This window comes from Vibrio nigripulchritudo ATCC 27043 (assembly GCF_000222685.1).
Classification (GTDB): domain Bacteria; phylum Pseudomonadota; class Gammaproteobacteria; order Enterobacterales; family Vibrionaceae; genus Vibrio; species Vibrio nigripulchritudo.
On sequence record NZ_AFWJ01000311.1, the window covers coordinates 25,760 to 47,486 of the forward strand.

Sequence of the window (21,727 nt, forward strand, 5' to 3'; positions counted from 1 at the left end):
ATAATATTAAAACTGTCCGTTCTTGCTAAATTACTGCTGTGCTGAGACCTCATCACTGAAGTGTGGTTTACCCTGCATGATGTTGATTTCAACGCGTCGGTTTTCCACTCGTCCTTCAGCAGTGTCATTGCTGACCAATGGCTCAGTATCCGCCATACCTCGAACCCGAAGCCTTGAATGTTCAAAACCTCTGACTTTTTCCATTTCGTGCGCAACGGAAACCGCTCGTTGAGAAGACAGATCCCAGTTCGAACGATACAACTCAGAATCCAGTGGTTGATTATCTGTGTGACCAGAAACACGGACGATACCCGGTACGTCTTTCACCAGCTCAGCCACCTGGCGAACCAAAGGTCGAAACTTAGGTTGCAGGAATGCTGAACCTTCAGGGAATGCCCCTTTTTCACGAATTCGGATAACGATTTGCTGACCTAGGTTTTCTACCTCTATCGCGCCTTCATCAATTTCACGCTCTAGCGCTTTTTTGATGCTTTCGACGATGGTTTCCATCTCTTGCGATTGCGCTTCAGACTGTTGCTGTTGCTGCTCAGACTCGTTGTTCTGGTTCATTTTGGTGGATGTATCTGGCGACTTACCACCCGTCAGCTTACCCACTTCACGTTTGGTACCACCCGCACGGTCAGACTCCCCTTCATGAAACTCCAGCGTTTGCTGAGTCATGTCGATGGTTTGCTGCATAATCACGTCAATAGGTGTCGGCTCAGGTCGACCCGGGCGAAATTCCTGAGCAATAACACTGGTACCCTTTGGAATGTCTTTCACTTCCAACTGGTTTTGAACACCAAATGCGAACTTCATGGAACCGGCGATCTGCTTAAACTTCAGTACGTCCATTTCGGAAAATGAAAGCAGAAGTACGAAGAAGCACATTAGCAGTGACATCAAGTCAGCAAACGTACCCATCCACAATGGGAGCCCCGGGGGGGGACATTTGCACTCTTCTTCTTCCATCCTACTTCCCCTTACTCACCATCGACATCAAGAACACGCTTACTTTCGTTCAGGTAGTTCTTCAGGTAGCTGTCGATTACACGAGGGTTCTGACCATCCTGGATCGCCAGTACGCCATCCATAATCAGGCGGCGATTCAGTTTTTCCTGTTCACGACGCAGAGACAATTTATCTGCGATTGGGAAAAACACCATGTTAGAAAGAATAGCACCATACAGAGTTGTCAGAAGTGCTACCGCCATCGCGGGACCGATGGATTTTGGGTCATCCATGTTTGAAAGCATGGCAACCAGACCAACCAGAGTACCGATCATACCCATCGCAGGAGCAACGTCACCGAAAGCTGAAAATACCGCTCTACCCTGTTCATGGCGCTCATCGGTTAATGAGATATCTTTTTGTAGTGTTGCGCGCACCACATCAGCATCGTGACCATCCACCAGCAAGTCGATACCCTTTTGCATGAAGGAGCTGGTGATCTCCATTTCTTCCAACGCCAAAAAACCACCTTTACGGGCGGCATCTGCCATTTCGACTACTTTCGCGATTAAGTCTTCTGGCTCGTCCGCTTTAAACATGAAGGCTTTACCAGCGATTTTAGCTGCACCGAAAAATTGCCCCATGGTGAATTTCATCAAAACCACGAAAGTCGAACCACCCACAACGATCAGGATAGATGTCACATCGATAAAGATACCGATGCCTCCCCCCAAAACCATTGCCATGATTACGAATGCAAATCCGCCAATTAATCCAATTAACGTTGCTAAATCCACAAAGCACCCCTCATGCTAAAAATTCTAATGTGCGCTTAACTCCAGCTATCGGCAGGGTCTTCGTTTTATTTAGGACTTTTACCGACAGCGTTCGCAAATTTTCTTTTAACTTTAACAGACTATACCTAATTTTACCTACGGTCCCAGCCTAAAGACATTGTAGGCAATTTCCTGTTTTGTGCTGTGACTTCAGCTTGATTGAACAAAAAAGAGGCACACTCATACTTTGAGACCATTTGATAATAACGAATCCATTGTAAAAACTGATATACTGCACTTTTGTTAAATTTTCTCTATTGCGAGTTTGACCAGCCGCTATCGCTGAGTTAACTTGCGTGCAACGTTTTAGCAGCAGAAATCGTATGGCAAGCAAAAAACCAGAAAACATGACTTTTGAAGAGTCGCTTACTGAATTAGATTCTATTGTAGAGCAGCTGGAAAGCGGCGATCTGGCATTAGAAGACGCCCTCAAAAAGTTCGAGCGTGGTATTCACCTTGCCAGAGCTGGCCAGGGAAAACTGTCTGAAGCTGAACAACGCGTTGCCATTCTGACCCAAGAAGACGATCAGGCTGAATTAACGCCCTTCGATCCAAATTCTGAAGAATAATTACTATGTCCGCATCTTTAACCTCTTACCAAGAGCGCAGCAACGCACAGCTGAACGCTTGGTTGGATACTTTGCCCTATCAGGATCTACCTCTTATCCAGGCCATGCGCCATGGTTTAACTTTGGGTGGCAAAAGAGCTCGTCCGTATCTGGTTTACATTACGGGTGAAATGCTTGGTTGCACCTTAGACGAACTCGATACCCCAGCCTGTGCCGTTGAATGCATTCATGCCTACTCTCTGATTCATGACGATCTGCCTGCAATGGATGACGATGAACTGCGTCGCGGGCAACCCACCTGCCACATCAAATTTGATGAGGCGACCGCTATTCTCACTGGCGATGCACTGCAGACTCTGGCTTTTTCGATTCTTTCCGAAGGCGAACTTAGCCCAGAAGGCGAACCCAACCGTATAAAGATGGTCCAGACTTTAGCTCAGGCATCTGGTGTGCGCGGCATGTGTATGGGACAGGCGCTGGACTTAGCGGCTGAGAATCGATCGGTTTCTTTGCAAGAGCTGGAAAGCATTCACTTGAATAAAACTGCTGCCTTGATCAAAAGCGCCATCAAGATGGGGGCAATGGCAGCGGGAGAAAAAGGGCTTAAAGTCTTGCCTGAACTAGAGAAATACGCCGATTTGGTCGGTCTCGCATTTCAGGTTCAGGACGACATCCTAGATATCATTAGTGATACCGAAACTTTAGGAAAACCTCAGGGTTCGGATCAAGAATTAAACAAAAGTACATACCCATCCTTGTTAGGATTGGAAGGTGCTCAGAAGAAAGCGCAAGAGCTGCTTGATGATGCACTGGGAGCGCTGGAAGCCATCCCCTATGATACACAGTTACTTGAAGAGTTCGCCCGTTACGTGGTCGAGCGCAAAAACTAAACAATAAGCGCTGATATATATGACTCTCGATATTTCAAAATATCCTACTTTAGCACTGGCAGATACACCCGATGAGCTTCGCCTTCTTCCGAAGGAAAGCTTGCCTATGTTATGCGATGAGTTGAGAACTTATCTGCTTAACTCGGTGAGTCAATCCAGTGGGCATTTGGCATCCGGTCTGGGTACAGTGGAACTGACCGTTGCTTTGCATTATGTCTACAACACACCCTTTGATCAGTTAATCTGGGATGTGGGTCATCAGGCCTATCCTCATAAAATCTTAACTGGTCGTCGTGAGCAACTGCCGACTATTCGTGAAAAAGGCGGGCTTCACCCGTTCCCATGGCGCGGAGAAAGTGAATACGATGTGCTGTCAGTCGGACACTCATCAACTTCAATCAGTGCGGCACTTGGTCTGTCGATTGCCGCAGAAAAAGAAGGCAAAGACCGTAAAGTCGTCAGTGTGATTGGTGATGGTGCCATCACTGCGGGCATGGCGTTTGAAGCCATGAACCATGCGGGTGACGTTCATACTGATATGTTGGTGATTCTGAACGACAACGAAATGTCGATTTCAGAGAACGTTGGCGCACTTAACAATCACCTCGCTCAATTGCTTTCCGGTAATCTGTATACTTCAATCCGCGAAGGCGGAAAGAAGGTCCTTTCCGGTCTGCCTCCAATCAAAGAACTGGTTCGCCGTACTGAAGAGCATTTAAAAGGTATGGTGGTTCCTGGCACCCTGTTCGAAGAGCTTGGTTTTAACTACATTGGTCCTGTTGATGGGCACGATGTGAATGAGCTGGTTAAGACGCTGAAAAACATGCGTGGCTTAAAAGGCCCTCAGTTCCTGCACATCATGACCAAAAAAGGCAAAGGTCACGAGCCTGCTGAAAAGGATCCAATCGGCTACCACGCTGTACCTAAACAGTTTCTGAACCCTGATCCGAATAAGCCGAAAGCCAAGGCAGCTTCACCGACTTTCTCTAATATTTTCGGTGATTTCCTGTGTGATATGGCGGCGCAAGATCCTAAGTTAATGGCGATCACTCCTGCGATGCGTGAAGGTTCGGGTATGGTGCGTTTTTCAAAAGCGTTTCCCGAGCAATACTTCGATGTAGCGATTGCGGAGCAGCATGCTGTTACACTAGGCAGCGGCTTTGCTATTGCAGGTCTTAACCCGATTGTGGCGATTTACTCTACCTTCCTACAGCGCGGTTATGACCAGTTGATTCACGATGTTGCCATCATGAATTTACCCGTCATGTTTGCTATCGACCGTGCGGGACTTGTCGGTGCAGATGGTCAGACTCACCAGGGTGCATTTGACCTGAGCTACATGCGCTGTATTCCTAACATGGTGATCATGGCACCAAGCGACGAAAATGAATGTCGTCAAATGCTGTACACCGGTCACAAGCACACAGGACCTTCCGCTGTTCGTTATCCTCGTGGTAGTGGCTGTGGTGCTGAAATCCAGCAAGAAATGACTGCACTTGAAATTGGTAAAGGTCGAATTGTTCGCCAAGGTGGTAAAACCGAGCAGCCTAAAGTCGCCATTTTGAGCTTTGGTACGTTCCTACCAAATGCATTGAAGGCTGCAGAGGCATTTGATGCAACTGTAGCGGATATGCGATTCGTCAAACCACTCGACGAAGCACTTATCTCCCAACTCGTTGCTGATCATGATGTACTTGTCACCATCGAAGAAAACGTGGTTGCTGGTGGCGCTGGTGCTGGTGTTGTCGAACACCTGATGAACAGTAAGCAGATTCTCCCAGTATTGAACTTGGGTCTGCCTGATGAGTTTGTTGCTCAGGGCACACAAGATGAAATGCACGCCGAGCTAGGTCTGGATTCTGCCGGAATAGAACAGTCTATTCGTGAATATCTAGCCAAGTAAGCCGAACTTAGGTTAAGTAAACTTAGATCTCTCACCCGTAAAAACAGATAAAGCCGAACTCAGTTCGGCTTTATTTTTTCAAATTCAACAGACCCTAGAGCCAGCCCGCGTACTTACCGACCAACCACAGTGAAATAGCTGCCATGACTCCGGCAACGATATCATCCAGCATAATGCCGAGCCCGCCGTGTACACGCTTATCTAGCCAACCGATTGGCCACGGTTTTACCATGTCGAAAAAACGAAACAGGATAAAACCTGTAATCAGCCACTTCCAGTCATCAGCAGGTATTTTAAATAAAGGCACCACCATCATAGTTAGCCAGAAGCCTGCAAATTCGTCCCAGACAATCGAACCATGGTCGTGTACGCCCATATCATCGGAAGTCACCTGACAAATCTTTATCCCTATAAAACAGGAAGCGACTACGGCTACCACATACATAGGAAAAGGTAACTGCACCAGCAAAAAGTAAAATGGAATTGCAGCCAAAGTGCCCATGGTGCCTGGTATGACTGGAGAAAGCCCACTGCCAAAACCCGTTGCTAACAAATGCCATGGGTTTTTAAGCGAAATCAGGGATAAAGGTGAAGACATTACGAGTTAACCTTGAAATGATCATAACCAGACAATTGCCAGTCCAGTTTCTTTCCTTGTTGTTCTAATACCAATTCGTCGCCAGAACGGATCTGACCAATACAAGTGGCGGTTGTTCCGGAGTATGCCAGTAAAGTGTCCATTTGTCCTTTGTGCTCTTCAGGTACACAGAAGCACAGCTCATATTCTTCGCCGCTGGTCAGTGCCAGTTGAAGAGCCTCTGTGTCGTCTGAGCAAAAGGCTTTTAGCTCATCAGACAATGGAATACTGTCCACATCAATCACAGCACCAACATTGGATGCTTCCATGATATGGCGAAGGTCAGACATCAATCCGTCCGAGATATCCAAACAGGCTGATGCAACATCTCTTAAGGCTTGTCCCACAACCAAGCGAGGGGTAGCAAGGTAGTGGCGTTTTTCAAGCTCTTCGGCATGTGGTTTCGCGCGTTTGGTTTCGTCCAGTACAACCTGCAAACCAGCAGCACTGTCTCCTAGCGTTCCTGTTACATAAATCCAGTCGCCCACTTTGGCACTGTCACGTCGCATGGCTTTGCCTTCAGGTACGAAGCCCTGCACGGTCAGAGTGATACTCAATGGGCCTTTCGTCGTATCGCCACCAATTAGCTGAATGTTGAAGTAATTAGCCAGTTCAAAAAAGGATTCGCTAAATGGTGCCAGCCACATTTCATCAGGCTCAGGCAGCGTTAGTGCTAAAGACACCCAAGCTGGTGATGCCCCCATCGCAGCCAAATCACTTAAGTTAGACGCAAGAGCCTTATGCGCTACCCAAGCAGGGTTTGCATGTTCTAAAAAGTGTGTCCCTTCCACGAGGGTATCGGTGCTAATTGCGATCTGAACGTTTTCGGGGGATGTAACTAATGCGCTGTCGTCTCCTAAAGAGAGCTGAACATCTTTGCGCTGGGTTTGTCGATTGACGAAATAGGTGGTAATTAGGTTGAATTCACCTGCCATGGCTGACTCTTGTATGTTGTTATTTGTGTTAATTATACCTAAGTAAATCAAACTTGCCTGACGCAGTTTACTTAATGCCCCATAAAAAGAAAAAGGTCAGCGTTTAGCTGACCTTTTAAAAATTCTAGCGATTACTTTTTGCGAACATGCGGTGCGGCTTTATCAAGTACACCATTCACAAATTTATGGCTATCTTCTGCGGCAAAAACCTTTGCCAGCTCAATTGCTTCGTTGATCACTACTTTGTAAGGTACATCTTCACGACGAGTCATTTCGTACATCGCAAGACGCAGCAAAGCCAGCTCCATCATATCCAAATCTTGCATCGGGCGAGACAAGTATGGACGCAGTTTGCTGTCTAGCTCTGTGTGGCTTAATACAACGCCAGACAACAGGTCACGGAAGTAAGCAACGTCAGTTTCCGGTGCAGACAATGAAGGCTCTGACGCATGATGTTCTTCTTCATCATACTTGCCTCCAGATAGGAATTGCTCTTCAACAGTAGCAACATTCTCTTTAGTAATCTGCCACGAATATATGGCTTGTAATGCAAATTGACGTGCGTTACGACGTGCGGCTGGTTTCACACTGGCCCCCATTAGGAATCAATTTCAGAAAGAACGTTGATCATCTCTAGCGCGCTTAGTGCAGCCTCTGCACCTTTATTACCAGCCTTGGTTCCTGCACGCTCGATAGCTTGATCGATGGTATCAACGGTTAGTACACCAAACGCCACCGGAAGACTGTATTCCAGAGACACCTGAGCCAAACCTTTGTTGCATTCACTACAAACATAGTCAAAGTGAGGAGTACCACCACGAATAACCGAACCCAAAGAAATAATGGCATCGAATTTACCTGTCTTTGCAACGCGCTGAGCGGTGAGAGGTAGTTCAACGGCACCCGGGCAACGTACTACTGTGATGTTGTCTTCGCTGATTTGTCCATGACGCTTTAAAGTATCGATTGCACCAGATAACAGGCTTTCGTTAATAAAACTGTTAAAACGAGAAATAACGATAGCAATTTTTGCATTTGGCGCTGGGAAACCGCCCTCGATCACTTTCATAAAGCTTTCCTTTAACTATGTTCATCAAGTGAGAATCGCCGGATTCTAGCACAAAAGTGTGAGAGATATCTAATGGAAATTGAGAGTAAACAAAGCGAATGGGCGGGAAAATAAAGGATCGGTATTCAACGAAAAAAGCAAGGAGATATCCCCTTGCTCTTTTGTATTTTTAATCAGAAGAAACTTAGTCGCAGACGTACTCGGTAACATTCAGACCGAAACCTGACAATGAGTGATAACGTTTCTTGCTTGAGGATAACAGGCGCATATCGCTGATGCCAAGATCGGCGAGGATCTGAGAACCGACGCCGACGCGGCGTGAAGTACCCTGCTTTTTCGCCATTTTAGGGGCGTTGCCGCTGTCTTGCTGTTCAAACGTCTTCACTTTGTGAATGATGAATTCAGACGACTCTTCGTTGCCCAGAATCACCAATACACCACCTTCATCACTAATGCGTCTCATGGCTTTATCGAGCGTCCAGCTACGTTCGGCGCTGCGGTCGCTGCGAAGCACATCCGTAAAGGTATCTTGCAAGTGAACACGTACTAATGGTGCTTCTTCTTTCAGATCGCCTTTTTTAAGTGCGTAATGGATTTGACTATCAATTGTGTCGCGGTAAGTGACTAACTCAAATTCGCCGAATTCAGTTGGCAGCTTACATTGCGCCACACGTTCAATTGTTGTTTCCGTGTTGTTTCGGAATTCAATCAGATCAGAGATTGTACCCAGCTTGATGTTGTGTTTTTCCGCAAACACTTCCAAATCCGGGCGACGCGCCATGGTGCCGTCGTCGTTTAGGATTTCAACGATAACACCAGCAGGCTCTAAACCAGCCAGTCTTGCTAAGTCGCACCCGGCTTCCGTATGACCTGCTCGAGTCAGAACTCCACCATCCTGCGCAGTCAGCGGGAAAATATGACCAGGCTGAACCAAGTCAGCAGCTTTCGCTTCTTTGGCAACAGCTGCCTGAACCGTCAATGCCCGGTCAGCAGCAGAAATACCGGTCGTGACACCTTCTGCCGCTTCAATCGAGACGGTAAATGCTGTTGAGTACTGTGCGTTGTTGTCCTGAACCATAGGAGGAAGTCCAAGATGTTCACAACGCTCCTTGGTCATTGTAAGGCAAATAAGACCACGACCGTATGTCGCCATAAAATTAATGGCCTCTGGCGTCACGAGCTCAGCGGCCATAATGATATCGCCTTCATTCTCACGATCTTCGTCATCCATCAAGATGACCATCTTACCTAAACGAATGTCTTCAATGATTTCTTGCGGCGTACTGATTGACATAATGATGTTCCCTAAGCAAAACCGTTTTGTTGTAAAAATTCCATGGATATCTTGGATTCTGGCTCTTGATGCTGATTTCCCTGAAGCAGACGTTCCATGTAACGTGCTAATACATCAACTTCCAAATTCACTTTTCGACCGACCTGGAAATCGTTGATGGTTGTTTCCAAAGAAGTGTGTGGCACGATAGTGAGCTTAAAAGCATTCTTACGTAACGCATTGACAGTCAGACTGATTCCATCAACGGTAATCGAGCCTTTCTCAGCGACGTATTTGCTGATTTCAGCAGGCATATCAACCCAAAACTCAACGGCTCGCCCAACCTGATTTCGCTCGACTATTTCACCAATGCCGTCCACATGACCAGAAACAATGTGACCGCCAAAGCGTGTGTTCGGTAACATTGCCTTTTCCAGGTTCACTTTGTCACCCGCTTGGTATTGGGTGAACCCTGTTTTGTTCATGGTTTCCACAGATAAATCTGCTGTGTAGCTATTTTCGGTAAACTCGATAACAGTCAGACACACACCGTTTGTGGCAATACTGTCACCGAGTTTCACGTCTGCCATATCCAGCTTTCCAGTTTCCACCGTTACGCTGATGTCTTCGCCCTTAGGCGTGATGGCAGTAAGAGTTCCTACCGCCTCTACAATTCCTGTAAACATAACTACTTCTACGTATTTTTGATAACTTTCGCGGTAATTCGGATATCCGGTCCTACCATACGAACATCATTTATCTCTAGGTCAATGGCTTGCTGCATTGAAGTGAGACCGAGAATATGAACCAAACCACGACCATCACTGCCCATCAGTTTGGGCGCCAGATAAACAATCAGTTCATCCATCAAATCTTGTTCAATTAAACTGGCTGCCAGTGTCGCGCCTGCCTCAACCCAGATATGTTGAATGCCCAGCTTTTCAGCAAGCTTATCGAAAACATAGGGAATATCCACCTGACCAGCTGAATTAAGCTGAAAGTATGGAGATTTCGGGTCTACGACTTCAATATTGCCGGGAGTCTGGAACAAGGAGAGATTCTGATGGAGTTTTTGCTGTCGATCCAATATCACACGAGCAGGTTGTCTTAGTTCCGATTCAGGATAAATTACCTGCGTACTTTCAGGTAGTTCAGACCAACGTACGTTCAGTGATGCATTGTCATCTATCACTGTTTTGCTGGTAGAAACAATCGCACAAGACTGCGCTCGATAGGCTTGAACATCCTGACGAGCCTGAGGTGAAGTGATCCATTTACTTTCCCCGTTACTCAATGCTGTCTGCCCATCGAGACTCGCTGCAAGCTTAAGCTGAACAAAAGGTTTTCCCGTTTCCATACGCTTGAGAAACCCTTTGTTTAACGCGCGAGCATCCGATTCCAGCACCCCGACTTCAACCTCTACGCCAGCATCACGAAGCATTTTAACGCCTCGCCCAGCGACGACCGGATTTGGATCCTGCATTGCGCAGACGACTCTTGCCACACCTGCCTTTATGAGGGCTTCTGAACAAGGAGGAGTGCGACCATAATGAGAACAAGGTTCCAGAGTGACATAGGCTGTCGCCCCTTTCGCGTTTTCCCCTGCCGCTCTTAAGGCATGAACTTCCGCGTGTGGTTCTCCCGCTTTGAAGTGCAGCCCTTCGCCAACAATCTTGCCATCTTTGGCAATAACACAGCCGACATTCGGGTTAGGAGAAGTGGTGAAACGCCCTCTTTTTGCCAGCGCGATTGCCCTTGCCATCATTTGATGGTCTAACTCGGTACTGCGCATCAGTCTTCCAGCTTAGCGATTTCTTCGCCGAATTCTCTGATATCTTCAAAGCTGCGATACACCGAAGCAAAACGAATATAGGCAACCTTATCCAACTCTTTAAGCTGGTCCATCACAAGATTCCCTATCATCTCACTAGGTACTTCGCGTTCACCCGTAGCACGGAGCTGAGATTTGATGGTGCTGATAGCCAATTCAGTTGCGTCGGCGGCAACCGGACGTTTCTCCAATGCGCGCTGTAAACCACCTACCATTTTATCTTCATCAAATGGCTCACGGTTACCGTTAGACTTGATGACTTTTGGCATCACAAGCTCAGCACTTTCAAACGTAGTAAAACGTTCATTACACGCCAGGCATTGACGACGGCGACGAACCTGGTGCCCATCTGCGACCAATCGTGAGTCAATTACTTTGGTGTCATTTTCTGAACAAAATGGACAATGCATATCACCTCCAAAAATTTGTCTTAGTCTAACGGAATTCAACAGGTTGAGAAAAGCAAAAAGGGCTCACGAGGAGCCCTTATCGATACTTAAGCACATATTTTGTTAACTACGCGGCAAATAGTTCGCTTTTCCGACCCATTTGTAACTGGTTAATTCTTCTAAACCCATTGGACCGCGAGCGTGCAGTTTCTGCGTGGATACCGCAACTTCGGCTCCTAAACCAAACTGAGCACCGTCGGTAAAACGGGTTGACGCGTTCACATATACCGCTGCTGAATCGACTGAATTGATAAAGCGTTCAGTGTTCACTAGGTCGTTTGACATAATGGCGTCTGAGTGACTGGCATTGTGCACACGCATGTGATGAATGGCTTCATCAAGATCTTTGACCACTTTGATTCCCAGTGTGAAGCTGAGCCACTCTGTATCAAAATCCCCGTCTTTGGCATCGCGAAGATCTTTTGCTTCTAAAAGCAGTGCTTTAGCACTTGAATCCGCGACAAACGCCACTTTTTCGGACATTTTCGTAACCAACTTTGGTAAAAATTCGTCAGCAACCGCTTCATGGACAAGCAAAGTATCGAGCGCGTTACAAGCAGACGGACGCTGTACTTTGGCGTTCTCCACCACATCCAGAGAACGCTCTAAATCGGCACTTTCATCGACAAAAATATGGCTGATACCAAATCCACCGATAATTACAGGAATATTGCTGTTTTCTTTACACATTTTGTGCAGACCAGCGCCTCCACGCGGGATGATCATGTCTACATATTCATCCAGCTTAAGAAGCTGAGATACCAGTTCACGATCTGGCTTTTCAATATACTGCACCGACGCGGCTGGCAGCTCTGCCTTCTCAAGCGCCGACTGGATAACTTTCACTAGCTCCATATTGGAATGGAAGGTCTCTTTACCGCCGCGAAGAATACTGGCATTACCCGTTTTCAAACACAGTGCAGCGATATCAATCGTTACATTAGGACGCGCTTCGTAAATGACTCCGACAACACCAAGTGGCACTCGGCGCTTCGTCAGAAACATGCCATTTTCTAGCACCTTGCTATCTATTTCGCTGCCAACCGGATCTGTTAAGTTGATGACGTTACGCACATCACTGGCAATCCCAGCAAGGCGCTCCTTGTTCAAAAGCAGTCGGTCCAGCAAGGCTTCTGTTAGCCCCGCTTGTCTGCCTGCTTCTATATCTTTGGCGTTGGCTTCGAGAATGATCTGTTCATTGGCTTCCAACTCATCCGCAATGATTGCAAGCGCTTTGTTTTTTTGAGCAGTGGATGCAGTAGCCAGATGGAAAGCTGCGTCTTTTGCAGCCTTTCCCATATTTGTTAAATTCACGACTTTTCTCCTTAAAACTTATTCTTGAATCACAACAAGATCATCGCGGTGAATGACTTCTGCACCGTACTCATAACCTAATATTGAACTGATATCTTTGCTGTGCTTTCCAATGATCTTGGCGAGATCGCCACTTGAATAACTTGCGATTCCTTTCGCGACGAGCTGCCCGCCCGATGTTGTAACTCTAGCTACTTCACCACGTGCAAATGAACCACTGACATTAACCACACCTTTGGCGAGTAAACTGCTACCACGGGTAATTACAGCGTTGACGGCACCTTCATCAATAATAATGTCGCCACTGGCGGCGGGACCAGCCAGAATCCAGCGCTTACGGTTTTCTAAAGATTCTTCCAGCGGTAAGAATCGAGTGCCTTGTGGCGACGGGCTCAAGGCATCGAAAATGACATTTTGCCCGCTGCCAGCAGCAATGATAACTTCGATCCCTGCTCGCCTTGCTATGTCAGCGGCCTGAAGCTTGGTTGCCATGCCACCAGTGCCCAACGTTGTGCCACTGCCACCCGCAATCTTGCGCAGCGTGTCATCAATCGTTTTCACTTCTTTTATGAGTTCTGCGTTTGGGTCTTTTCGTGGATCGGCAGTAAAAAGACCTGGCTGATCGGTCAGAAGCAGAAGCTTATCTGCGCTGCACAGAATGCCGACCAGTGCTGACAGGTTGTCGTTGTCCCCGACTTTGATTTCAGAGGTCGCAACTGCATCGTTCTCATTCACAATTGGGATAATGTCATTCTCGACCAGAGCCTGAATGGTATCACGCGCATTGAGAAACCTTTCTCTGTCTTCCAGATCAGCACGAGTTAACAGCATTTGACCGATTTTAAGACCAAATAAATCAAACAGCGATTCCCAAGTTTGGATCAATCGGCTTTGCCCAACCGCTGCCAGTAATTGCTTACTCGACATGTTGTTGGGCAATGTCGGGTAGCCTAAGTGCTCTCTGCCTGCTGCAATCGCACCAGAAGAAACCAGAACCACAGAGTGACCTTGCTTTTTCAACTCTGCACATTGTCTGACTAGCTCAACCATGTGGGGTCGATTGATCTCCAAAGTGCCACCTGTCAGCACACTGGTTCCTAATTTCACCACGATAGTTTGAGTTTGGGAGGCTTTCCCGATTTTTTGATTCATTGTCATTGTCAATTTGGTTAAAACAAACGAAGAACAGATGTTGTAACAATGAAGTGAGGTTTTAACAAGAAGAAAAGGCGCAAAAATGCGCCTTTTTATGCATGAAGCAATTCAAATGCGTGATTTAAGTGACTTCTACTGATTCTTTATGCAATTCATAATCAATTTCAAATCGCTCAGATAACGCTTTTTTCAGTTTTTTATCAAAGTCTTCCAGGGTTCTGGTGACCTCATCCTGTGCTTTTTTGGGAATAGCTTTCGCTTCCCAATTACCTTCAAGATTATAGAGCCCTAAACTGTAGTTAGCGACGAAGCCTTCCTCTTGCTTGTCGAAATCTAACCACCACCCCCAAAATTCTCTCTCCTCCGGTGACTTTTTGTCATTAACGCAAACAGACAAGCAATCAAACAAGTAATGACCTTCCTGAGATTCCTTCTCTCGCAAGTACGGGCCTATCGCTTTTAGAGCCGATAGCAAACGAAAGTGTGTGGGATTCGCAGTATTTTCAGCCATATTGAATCTCCATTTCAGTTTTTAGATTTATTAGTTTTTTCCATGCTCAATTGCTACCTGCCAGAGCATGGATATCTGCCAATTCATGCGCAGGATAAATTGGACAGATATACTTAATCATTGACTAAAATAGATCAAAAGTCATTATTTTAGTTCATCTTTTAGCCATTGCATCGCCAATGAGAGAGCTTCCTCATATCCTTGCGAAATTGATTTAGAAGGCACTTTCTTTGCCTTACCGCCTTGACTAAAAAATGACACTAGTTTGTTATCGGAATAGGGAGAAACTGGGTCTCCTTCCAGCCCTATTGCCAGAATAGGCACCTGAGTACGTCGGCTACTCAAGAAACCTTGAGCTTTTAACGACCAAGCTCTCATTTGTCCCGCCAGGCTGTGGATATCGACAACATCCTTACCCAGACGAGAAGCCAGCATGTCCAAATACATCTTCGGCATTTGAAGCAGCTTATCCGTGGATGAAAGAACATCATGAATTGGCGCCCCAAGAGCAACGCAAGCTTTGATTCTATCCTGTTCCAAGAAGCTCAACCTTACCGCTGCATTGCCACCAAACCGGAACCCGACCAACCCTACTTTAAAGTGATCAACCCAAGGCAGGTTAGGTAGCTCATCCAATACGGCTTTATGAAGACAACTCGAATCTTCAGTCAGATCCCAATGACTGCTGTGTCCTATCGAAGGCATATCCAGAGTCAGCATAGCGATGTCATTTGGCGCAAGGTAATCTCTGAACAGTCGCCACATATCCGACTGTAAGCTATCCAGCCCAGCACTGACAATCACGACTGGCAGCTGCCTGTCGGTATGAGGCAGATGCAAATTGGCTTTAATTTTCCGCTTACCAAAAGGCACTTCGACTTTTTTAGTCACGTATTGGCTGTGCTCCATCGCCTTGTCATACGCTTTGTGTACCAGAACCTGAGCCTGTATAGATAAGCTATCCCCTTTGATATGCGGATACCCGGCAATGCTAAAACACAAGCTAGCATTGAAGTAAGCGTTGCTAGCCTCCTCGCCCTTCAGCTCATCGCCTTTTTTCTGATTGATCATTCCTTGATGAATCCATTCATACGTCCAGTTTCCCGAGTGGTACCCCATCACGGTATCCAGCCACTCATCGTGAGTTCGTGAATGTTCAGAAGAGGCGATACGAGATAAAACGCTTTCCAGCTCCAATGGTTCGATTCCCTGCCAAATCCACTGCATTTTTCTTAGCGTTCGATACCATGACTCTCCCTGCTCTTCACGCTTTTTATCCAGATAGGATTCATTACTGGGCATATAGCGAACAAGGGCTGACGTTTCTTTAGCTTGGCGGTGGTTCTGGAACAGTTCTTCTGAAAGGTTTTTGCTGGTTTGCTCTTCAGATATGGACATAAGACAAGGATCTTTTTCAGTGGAATTGGGAAACTTTGTCCCTAATAGTAATAAAAAAAATGACCCTATAGCAGGGTCATTTTGAAAATTTGAGTGTCTGACGAAGCATTCAGCTTCGGATTAGCGATTACTTGTTGATTGGATCAACAAAGGTAAGCGCCATATCCCATGGCTGCTCAATCCACGTGTCCTGAGGAATATCAACAATATAATCGTCAACGAGGTCTATACCTGCTGGCTTCGCACACACAGTAATCAGCTTTGCTTTTGGATACATATCGCGGATTTTACGCGCAGTATCACCACTGTCTGCCAGGTCATCAACAATCAGGAAACCTTCACCGTCTCCTTCAGGTGCTTTCAGAACGGTCATGTCACGCTGATGGTCGTGATCATAGCTAGAGATGCATACGGTATCTACGTAGCGAATACCCAGTTCACGCGCCAAAATAGCAGCAGGAACCAAACCACCGCGACTCACACCAATAATGCCTTTCCATTGTTCAGCAGGCATTTGACGCTCGGCAAGCTGACGACAGTACATCTGCATGTTGTCCCAGGAGATGATAAATTTGTTACTCATAATTGTTATAAACCTGTTTAGACGAAATCTTAAGCGGCGCTAAGAACGAATTTAATTGTGAAGATGGCTGCCATCACCCATACACTTATGGACACATCTTTCGCTTTACCACTTAAACCTTTGATTGCCGCATAAGCGATAAAGCCTAATGCGATACCATCTGCGATTGAGAAGGTTAAAGGCATAAGAAGACACGTCACAACAACAGGAGCCGCTTCAGTCAGATCGCGCCAGTCGATACTAACCAAGCCAGAGAGCATTAGGATTGCAACATAAAATAGCGCACCTGCTGTTGCATAAGCGGGGATCATGCCAGCTAATGGCGAGAAGAATAAAGCAAGTAAGAACAAAATGCCAACTACAACCGCCGTTAAACCTGTGCGACCACCCGCAGCAACACCAGATACACTTTCGATGTAAGAAGTCGTGTTCGACGTACCCAGAACGGCACCCACAGAGGTAGCGGTCGAATCCGCAAGAAGGGCACGGTTCAGGCGAGGAATTTTGCCATCTTTCTGAATCAGATCAGCTTTTTGTGCAACACCAACCAGAGTACCTGCTGTATCGAACAAATCGACAAACAAGAATGCAAACACCACAGAAATCATGCCAATTTCAAATACGGCAGAGAAATCCAATTGCATGAATGTTGGCGCAATGCTTGGTGGCATTGAAACTACACCGCCCCACTGCACATCACCAAATGCCAGGCCCAGACCGGTGATCGCCAGAATCGCGATCATAACAGAGCCTTTCACTCCTTTATGTACAAGAGCTATCGTCAGGAAAAAGCCCAAAGAAGCCAAAACAGCAGGAAGAGAAGTAATCGCACCTAAAGAGACAAACGTTGCTGGGTTATCAACAACAATACCCGCATTTTTAAGACCGATAAACGCCAGGAACAAACCGATACCAGCAGAAATACCCGTTCTTAAAGACATTGGAATGGAGTTAATGATCCACTCACGAATCTTAAACACACTAAGAAGAATGAATAAAATACCGGAGACAAATACAGCTGCCAGTGCGACTTGCCACGTATGACCCATTCCTAAAACAACGGAATAGGTAAAAAAGGCGTTCAAGCCCATTCCTGGAGCCTGCGCAATCGGATAGTTGGCAACAAAACCCATAATGAAACAACCCACCGCTGCGGCAAGACAGGTCGCGACAAACACCGCACCGCGATCCATACCCGCATCAGCAAGAATTGCTGGGTTAACAAAAATGATGTAAGCCATGGTGAGGAAGGTAGTCAACCCGGCAATGATTTCCGTGCGCACGCTGGTATTGTGCTCACTCAATTTGAATAGCCTTTCGAGCATAATCGAGTCCCTAAAAATGTGTAAAATAAACGTTTGCGTAATCGATTGGCGCGAATTATAAAGATATCAAATATCAAATTCTAGCTAGAATTAAAGCTCTACCCTTTCTCTATAACTCATAAAGAATGCACATCACATCTTTACCATTTATATCAATCACTTAATCCCTTAACTTTTGACTATGCCGTCTTCGCATAGAGCTCATCATTGTAGGTTGAAATATGAACACATTGTTAGACTAAGTACACATTTCGTAGAAATTTGGTGACGGTAGTGTTTAAAAATGAGCCTGTTATGAAATTGCAGGCTTATGTGAGGTAAAAGTCACGGAATGGGAATTTCTTAGGCATAAAAAAACGCCACTCAACTTGAGTGGCGGTAGAATCTTGATATCCCGACAGCAAAAAAACTGGGTTATATATGAATTCCAATTATAGGGGTGAACAATTAGTTCAATCACACTTTGATTATGACTAGTAACCAAAGCTGGTTGGGTATGCGAAGTTACCTGTGTAAATAGATGGTACATTCCAGAACATCGCAGACGGTAAACCTTTCATAGTTATCACCTTTAAATCAATTAAACAAAAGTTGATTCTCAGTTCCTTGGAGGCGATAAACGGACTCATCCTTTGAGCATTTTCTCTTCATCTCTGAAGTTGGTTGCCAATATACCATCACGAAAAATAATTACAAGATCTAAATCGATCTAGATCACAAAAAACTTCCAAAGTTGCGATGAATCAAATTATCAATGTAATTAAATTACAAAAATATCAAATAATGACAATTTATTAATAAACTTATTTCATAACAACTTACGAGAAATTTTGATATATCCATCACCAAATTGGGTACTGCCAACTATTTGTTACGCACTTGCTAAAGATTAGATTGAGAATTGGTACGTAAATCCGATAGGGAAATGGTATTCTAAGCCCATCGTCACAGAGCTGATTAGGATGAAATGTGGCAATCAGTTCTATGGTTGCGATTTTTGGTTAGCTTCCTGCTCTCCACTTACAATTTCATCCTGTCAGTATTCAAAAAATAAAGGAGTTTTCCGTGTCTGAGTTCCATTCTGAAATCAGCCAGTTGCAACCCGCTAAACTTTGGCAGTTTTTCGACAAGATTTGTTCAATCCCTCACCCTTCCAAACATGAAGAAGAGCTCGCGCAATACATCGTTAATTGGGCGACTGAACAAGGTTTTGATGTAAAGCGCGACCCAACAGGAAACGTCTTCATCAAAAAGCCAGCAACTCCTGGTATGGAAAATAAAAAAGGCGTTGTTCTTCAAGCACACATTGATATGGTGCCTCAGAAAAACGAAGACACTGACCACGACTTCACAAAAGACCCTATCCAACCATATATCGACGGCGAGTGGGTTACGGCGAAAGGCACTACCCTAGGTTCTGACAACGGTATCGGTATGGCTTCTTGTCTGGCGGTTCTGGCATCAGATGATATTAAGCACGGTCCTTTAGAAGTGCTTCTAACCATTGATGAAGAAGCTGGTATGACGGGTGCTTTTGGTCTGGAAAAAGGCTGGTTGGAGGGTGATATCCTTCTTAACACTGATTCCGAGCAAGAAGGCGAAGTTTACATGGGCTGTGCTGGTGGTATCGATAGCTCAATCACATTCGACATCACCCGTGAAGCGCTTCCGGAAGGTTACGTGACTCGCCTGCTCACACTGAAAGGTCTAAAGGGTGGTCACTCTGGTTGTGATATCCACACTGGTCGCGGCAATGCGAACAAACTATTCGCTCGCTTCCTGGCAGGTCATGCACAAGAACTGGATCTACGTCTAATCGATTTCCGTGGTGGTAGCCTACGAAACGCAATCCCGCGTGAAGCTTGGGTAACGGTCGCAGTACCGGCTGCCAACCAAGACAAACTTGCCGAACTACTTTCAACCTACACTGAGCTTCTTAGTGCTGAGCTAGGTCGTATCGAAACTGACATTGTTTCTTTCAATGAAGATTCTGACGCCACTAGCGGTGTATTCTCTCAAGCAGATCAATCTCGCTTCATCGCCGCTTTGAACGCTGCGCCAAATGGTGTGATTCGCATGAGTGACGATATCGAAGGTGTAGTGGAAACGTCTTTGAACGTAGGTGTAATCACGACTGAAGCTGATAAAGTAACTGTACTTTGTCTTATCCGCTCTCTGATCGACTCTGGTCGTCAGCAAGTCGAAAGTACGCTTCGCTCTATTGCCGAGCTTGCTGGTGCTCAAATTGATTTCTCTGGCGCGTACCCTGGTTGGAAACCTGATGCAGATTCAGAGATCATGGCAATTTTCCGTGACATGTATGAAGGCATTTACGGTCACAAGCCAAACATCATGGTTATCCACGCTGGTCTTGAGTGTGGTCTGTTTAAAGAACCTTACCCTGAAATGGATATGGTTTCTTTTGGTCCAACAATCAAATTCCCACACTCTCCTGATGAAAAAGTGAAAATCGATACGGTTGCACTTTACTGGGAGCAGATGGTCGCACTGCTAGAAGCGATTCCTGAGAAAAAGTAATCTCCTGCAAAAAAGAAAGGCTGGCAAATCAATTTGCCAGCCTTTTTGTATCTTAGGAAAGACGTTTTATTCGCCGTCTTCTTCGTCAGCGATTTTTCTCGCTTCTTCGAATGCTTTTTTCTTTTCAGCGGCAGCCAATGCCGCGGCTTCACGCTCGCTGCGTTTTTCTGCTTTGCGATCGTTACGCTTTGCTTGATTCTCTACAAATTCAGCCAGTGTTTTTTCCGCCCAGTCTTGCGCCTGTGCTTCAGACTCAAAACCACTTTCACGCTTCGATACCATGGTACGGCGAGAAGTCACTTGGCGGGTAATTTCTGCTGTCCAGCCTTTGCGCTTTTCGGAGACTCGGATAGCAAACTTTCTGTTTTTCGACATTTCTGTATTCCTAAGGGATTTCGGTAAAGGGATTCAGCCATCCCTTGGCAAGCGCGGTATTAGAGCATAAATAAAATCATTTCGCTGCTCTTTTTTGCCGCCAAACCTCTTCATATACGAAATGCGTGAATTAAGGTAATCGGCATGAGCCTCTTAAAACCAGAGGACCATCAATTGAAATTCGACGAGCCTCAGAGTCAGGTTCATCTATATGAGTCAATAAGGTTCTGACCGTTTCTTCCACCATTCTGTCTACTGGCTGGCGAATGGTCGTCAGGTCGTAACTTGACCACGCACTCAATGGAACGTCGTCGTATCCGACGACGGAAACGTCCTCAGGTATTCTGAGTTTGAGCTCATGGCGAAGCACATCCATCACGGCAAACGCCATATGATCGTTGGCAACAAAAACAGCATCTGGAATGTCTTCGCCAGCAAACATTCGTCGGGTCGCCTCTTTAGCTTCTTCAAAGTCAAAGTTTCCGACTTCTCGGGCATATAAAGTTTGCCCTGCCATTTGCAAGCCATACATAAAGCCCGCTTCGCGATCCCGCTGAGTCGATGCACTCTCCCATCCGGCAATATGGGCGATGCGCTTATGCCCGGCATTCACCAATAATTCAGCTAATTTACGCCCACCTGACACGTTATCGGAACAAACACCAGAAATATGGTCACAATCTTGCTGGCGGTTGAAAAGAACAATCGGGATGCCAGCTGCTTCGCAGCGCGCGGTCAAGTCATTCGATAACCCAACCGACGCAGTAATGATCCCATCGACCTGATAATCCAGAAGTTCATCAATTACAGTTTGGGTGTTCTTGTTGTCGTTAGACGCCATAAAGATCAGTATGTGGTAACCATACTTCTGCAGCTCGTTAGAAAGCCGCTCTATCGCTTGAGGGTAAAACTGATTTTCAAGATAGGTCACTACCAAACCGATGATCTGACTTTTACCTGTGATCAGTGAGCGAGCCAAAGCATTAGGGCGATACCCGAGTTTATCAGCCGCCGCTCTGACTTTTTCAGACATGCGCTTGGACACATTGGCTCCGGGCGTAAACACCCGGGAAACCGCTGACTGACTGACACCTGCTAATTTTGCTACCTGCGTCGATGTAACTTTTTCACTACTTGGCTTTTTCACAACATATTTCAACTCTGTTTCCCTTTTTGCTCACTACC

At 46.0% G+C, this 21,727-nt stretch carries 23 protein-coding genes; 4 read left to right on the forward strand and 19 right to left on the reverse strand.

The annotated features are described in order from the left end of the window. Window positions 1-30: 30 nt before the first annotated feature. A complete protein-coding gene (locus tag RH89_RS25895; protein ID WP_004408425.1) occupies window positions 31-972 on the reverse strand; it encodes a flagellar motor protein MotB in 942 nt (313 codons plus the stop codon). 11 nt (window positions 973-983) lie between these two features. Continuing rightward, complete coding sequence (pomA, locus tag RH89_RS25900; RefSeq protein WP_004408426.1) at window positions 984-1,748, reverse strand: flagellar motor protein PomA; 765 nt, start codon at window positions 1,746-1,748, stop codon at window positions 984-986. Window positions 1,749-2,110: 362 nt separating this feature from the next. Between pomA and xseB the strand changes: the two genes are divergently transcribed. Genes xseB through dxs form a run of 3 tightly spaced genes read left to right on the forward strand, consistent with a single transcriptional unit; the run spans window position 2,111 to window position 5,149 of the window. Further along, entirely contained in the window at window positions 2,111-2,356 is a 246-nt protein-coding gene (gene xseB / locus RH89_RS25905) for an exodeoxyribonuclease VII small subunit (RefSeq protein ID WP_004408428.1), read from the forward strand. 5 nt (window positions 2,357-2,361) lie between these two features. Further along, window positions 2,362-3,246 carry a (2E,6E)-farnesyl diphosphate synthase gene (gene ispA, locus RH89_RS25910; RefSeq protein ID WP_004408430.1) on the forward strand — a complete coding sequence of 295 codons (885 nt, stop codon included), beginning with the start codon at window positions 2,362-2,364 and terminating at the stop codon, window positions 3,244-3,246. Window positions 3,247-3,265: 19 nt separating this feature from the next. Then, complete coding sequence (dxs, locus tag RH89_RS25915; protein ID WP_038147421.1) at window positions 3,266-5,149, forward strand: 1-deoxy-D-xylulose-5-phosphate synthase; 1,884 nt, start codon at window positions 3,266-3,268, stop codon at window positions 5,147-5,149. A 94-nt stretch (window positions 5,150-5,243) separates the two neighbouring features. On the opposite strand, the gene pgpA is transcribed toward dxs, so the two are convergent. The 15 genes from pgpA to vcdP form a co-directional block, all read right to left on the reverse strand. Next, entirely contained in the window at window positions 5,244-5,747 is a 504-nt protein-coding gene (gene pgpA, locus RH89_RS25920) for a phosphatidylglycerophosphatase A (protein ID WP_004408433.1), read from the reverse strand. Further along, window positions 5,747-6,721: a thiamine-phosphate kinase gene (gene thiL, locus RH89_RS25925; protein ID WP_004408436.1), complete on the reverse strand. Its 975-nt coding sequence runs from the start codon at window positions 6,719-6,721 to the stop codon at window positions 5,747-5,749. Before thiL ends, pgpA begins: the two co-directional genes overlap by 1 nt. 131 nt (window positions 6,722-6,852) lie before the next feature. After that, window positions 6,853-7,320: a transcription antitermination factor NusB gene (gene nusB / locus RH89_RS25930; protein WP_022549928.1), complete on the reverse strand. Its 468-nt coding sequence runs from the start codon at window positions 7,318-7,320 to the stop codon at window positions 6,853-6,855. Next, complete coding sequence (ribH, locus tag RH89_RS25935; RefSeq protein WP_004408440.1) at window positions 7,320-7,790, reverse strand: 6,7-dimethyl-8-ribityllumazine synthase; 471 nt, start codon at window positions 7,788-7,790, stop codon at window positions 7,320-7,322. Before ribH ends, nusB begins: the two co-directional genes overlap by 1 nt. 184 nt (window positions 7,791-7,974) lie before the next feature. Beyond that, window positions 7,975-9,084 carry a bifunctional 3,4-dihydroxy-2-butanone-4-phosphate synthase/GTP cyclohydrolase II gene (ribBA, locus tag RH89_RS25940; protein ID WP_004408442.1) on the reverse strand — a complete coding sequence of 370 codons (1,110 nt, stop codon included), beginning with the start codon at window positions 9,082-9,084 and terminating at the stop codon, window positions 7,975-7,977. 11 nt (window positions 9,085-9,095) lie between these two features. Beyond that, window positions 9,096-9,749, reverse strand: a complete 654-nt coding sequence (locus tag RH89_RS25945) for a riboflavin synthase (RefSeq protein ID WP_004408444.1) — start codon at window positions 9,747-9,749, stop codon at window positions 9,096-9,098. A gap of 8 nt (window positions 9,750-9,757) precedes the next feature. Then, window positions 9,758-10,855: a bifunctional diaminohydroxyphosphoribosylaminopyrimidine deaminase/5-amino-6-(5-phosphoribosylamino)uracil reductase RibD gene (gene ribD, locus RH89_RS25950; RefSeq protein WP_004408448.1), complete on the reverse strand. Its 1,098-nt coding sequence runs from the start codon at window positions 10,853-10,855 to the stop codon at window positions 9,758-9,760. Then, window positions 10,855-11,304, reverse strand: coding sequence for a transcriptional regulator NrdR (gene nrdR, locus RH89_RS25955; protein ID WP_004408449.1), 450 nt, complete (start codon window positions 11,302-11,304; stop codon window positions 10,855-10,857). The genes ribD and nrdR overlap by 1 nt, the downstream gene beginning before the upstream one ends. Before the next feature lie 102 nt (window positions 11,305-11,406). After that, on the reverse strand, window positions 11,407-12,657 hold the full coding sequence (locus RH89_RS25960) for a glutamate-5-semialdehyde dehydrogenase (protein ID WP_004408450.1): 1,251 nt from the start codon (window positions 12,655-12,657) through the stop codon (window positions 11,407-11,409). An 18-nt stretch (window positions 12,658-12,675) separates the two neighbouring features. Next, on the reverse strand, window positions 12,676-13,815 hold the full coding sequence (gene proB / locus RH89_RS25965; protein WP_086027459.1) for a glutamate 5-kinase: 1,140 nt from the start codon (window positions 13,813-13,815) through the stop codon (window positions 12,676-12,678). Window positions 13,816-13,933: 118 nt separating this feature from the next. Beyond that, complete coding sequence (gene crl / locus RH89_RS25970) at window positions 13,934-14,323, reverse strand: sigma factor-binding protein Crl (protein ID WP_004408452.1); 390 nt, start codon at window positions 14,321-14,323, stop codon at window positions 13,934-13,936. 144 nt (window positions 14,324-14,467) lie between these two features. Continuing rightward, a complete protein-coding gene (gene frsA / locus RH89_RS25975) occupies window positions 14,468-15,721 on the reverse strand; it encodes an esterase FrsA (protein WP_004408455.1) in 1,254 nt (417 codons plus the stop codon). A gap of 127 nt (window positions 15,722-15,848) precedes the next feature. Next, window positions 15,849-16,304 carry a xanthine phosphoribosyltransferase gene (gpt, locus tag RH89_RS25980; protein ID WP_004408457.1) on the reverse strand — a complete coding sequence of 152 codons (456 nt, stop codon included), beginning with the start codon at window positions 16,302-16,304 and terminating at the stop codon, window positions 15,849-15,851. Between the two features lie 29 nt (window positions 16,305-16,333). Then, on the reverse strand, window positions 16,334-17,629 hold the full coding sequence (locus tag RH89_RS25985; RefSeq protein ID WP_004408459.1) for an NCS2 family permease: 1,296 nt from the start codon (window positions 17,627-17,629) through the stop codon (window positions 16,334-16,336). A 473-nt stretch (window positions 17,630-18,102) separates the two neighbouring features. Continuing rightward, window positions 18,103-18,258 (reverse strand): small protein VcdP, encoded by a 156-nt coding sequence (gene vcdP / locus RH89_RS30745; protein ID WP_483050723.1) that lies wholly within the window; start codon window positions 18,256-18,258, stop codon window positions 18,103-18,105. A gap of 436 nt (window positions 18,259-18,694) precedes the next feature. Here vcdP and RH89_RS25990 point away from each other — a divergent pair, with 436 nt between their 5' ends. Continuing rightward, entirely contained in the window at window positions 18,695-20,167 is a 1,473-nt protein-coding gene (locus tag RH89_RS25990; RefSeq protein WP_004408462.1) for an aminoacyl-histidine dipeptidase, read from the forward strand. 66 nt (window positions 20,168-20,233) lie between these two features. Here the strand turns inward: RH89_RS25990 and RH89_RS25995 are convergent, their stop codons facing one another. After that, window positions 20,234-20,542: a DUF3622 domain-containing protein gene (locus tag RH89_RS25995; RefSeq protein ID WP_004408464.1), complete on the reverse strand. Its 309-nt coding sequence runs from the start codon at window positions 20,540-20,542 to the stop codon at window positions 20,234-20,236. Between the two features lie 130 nt (window positions 20,543-20,672). Further along, window positions 20,673-21,689 (reverse strand): LacI family DNA-binding transcriptional regulator, encoded by a 1,017-nt coding sequence (locus RH89_RS26000; RefSeq protein WP_038124432.1) that lies wholly within the window; start codon window positions 21,687-21,689, stop codon window positions 20,673-20,675. Window positions 21,690-21,727 lie beyond the last annotated feature (38 nt).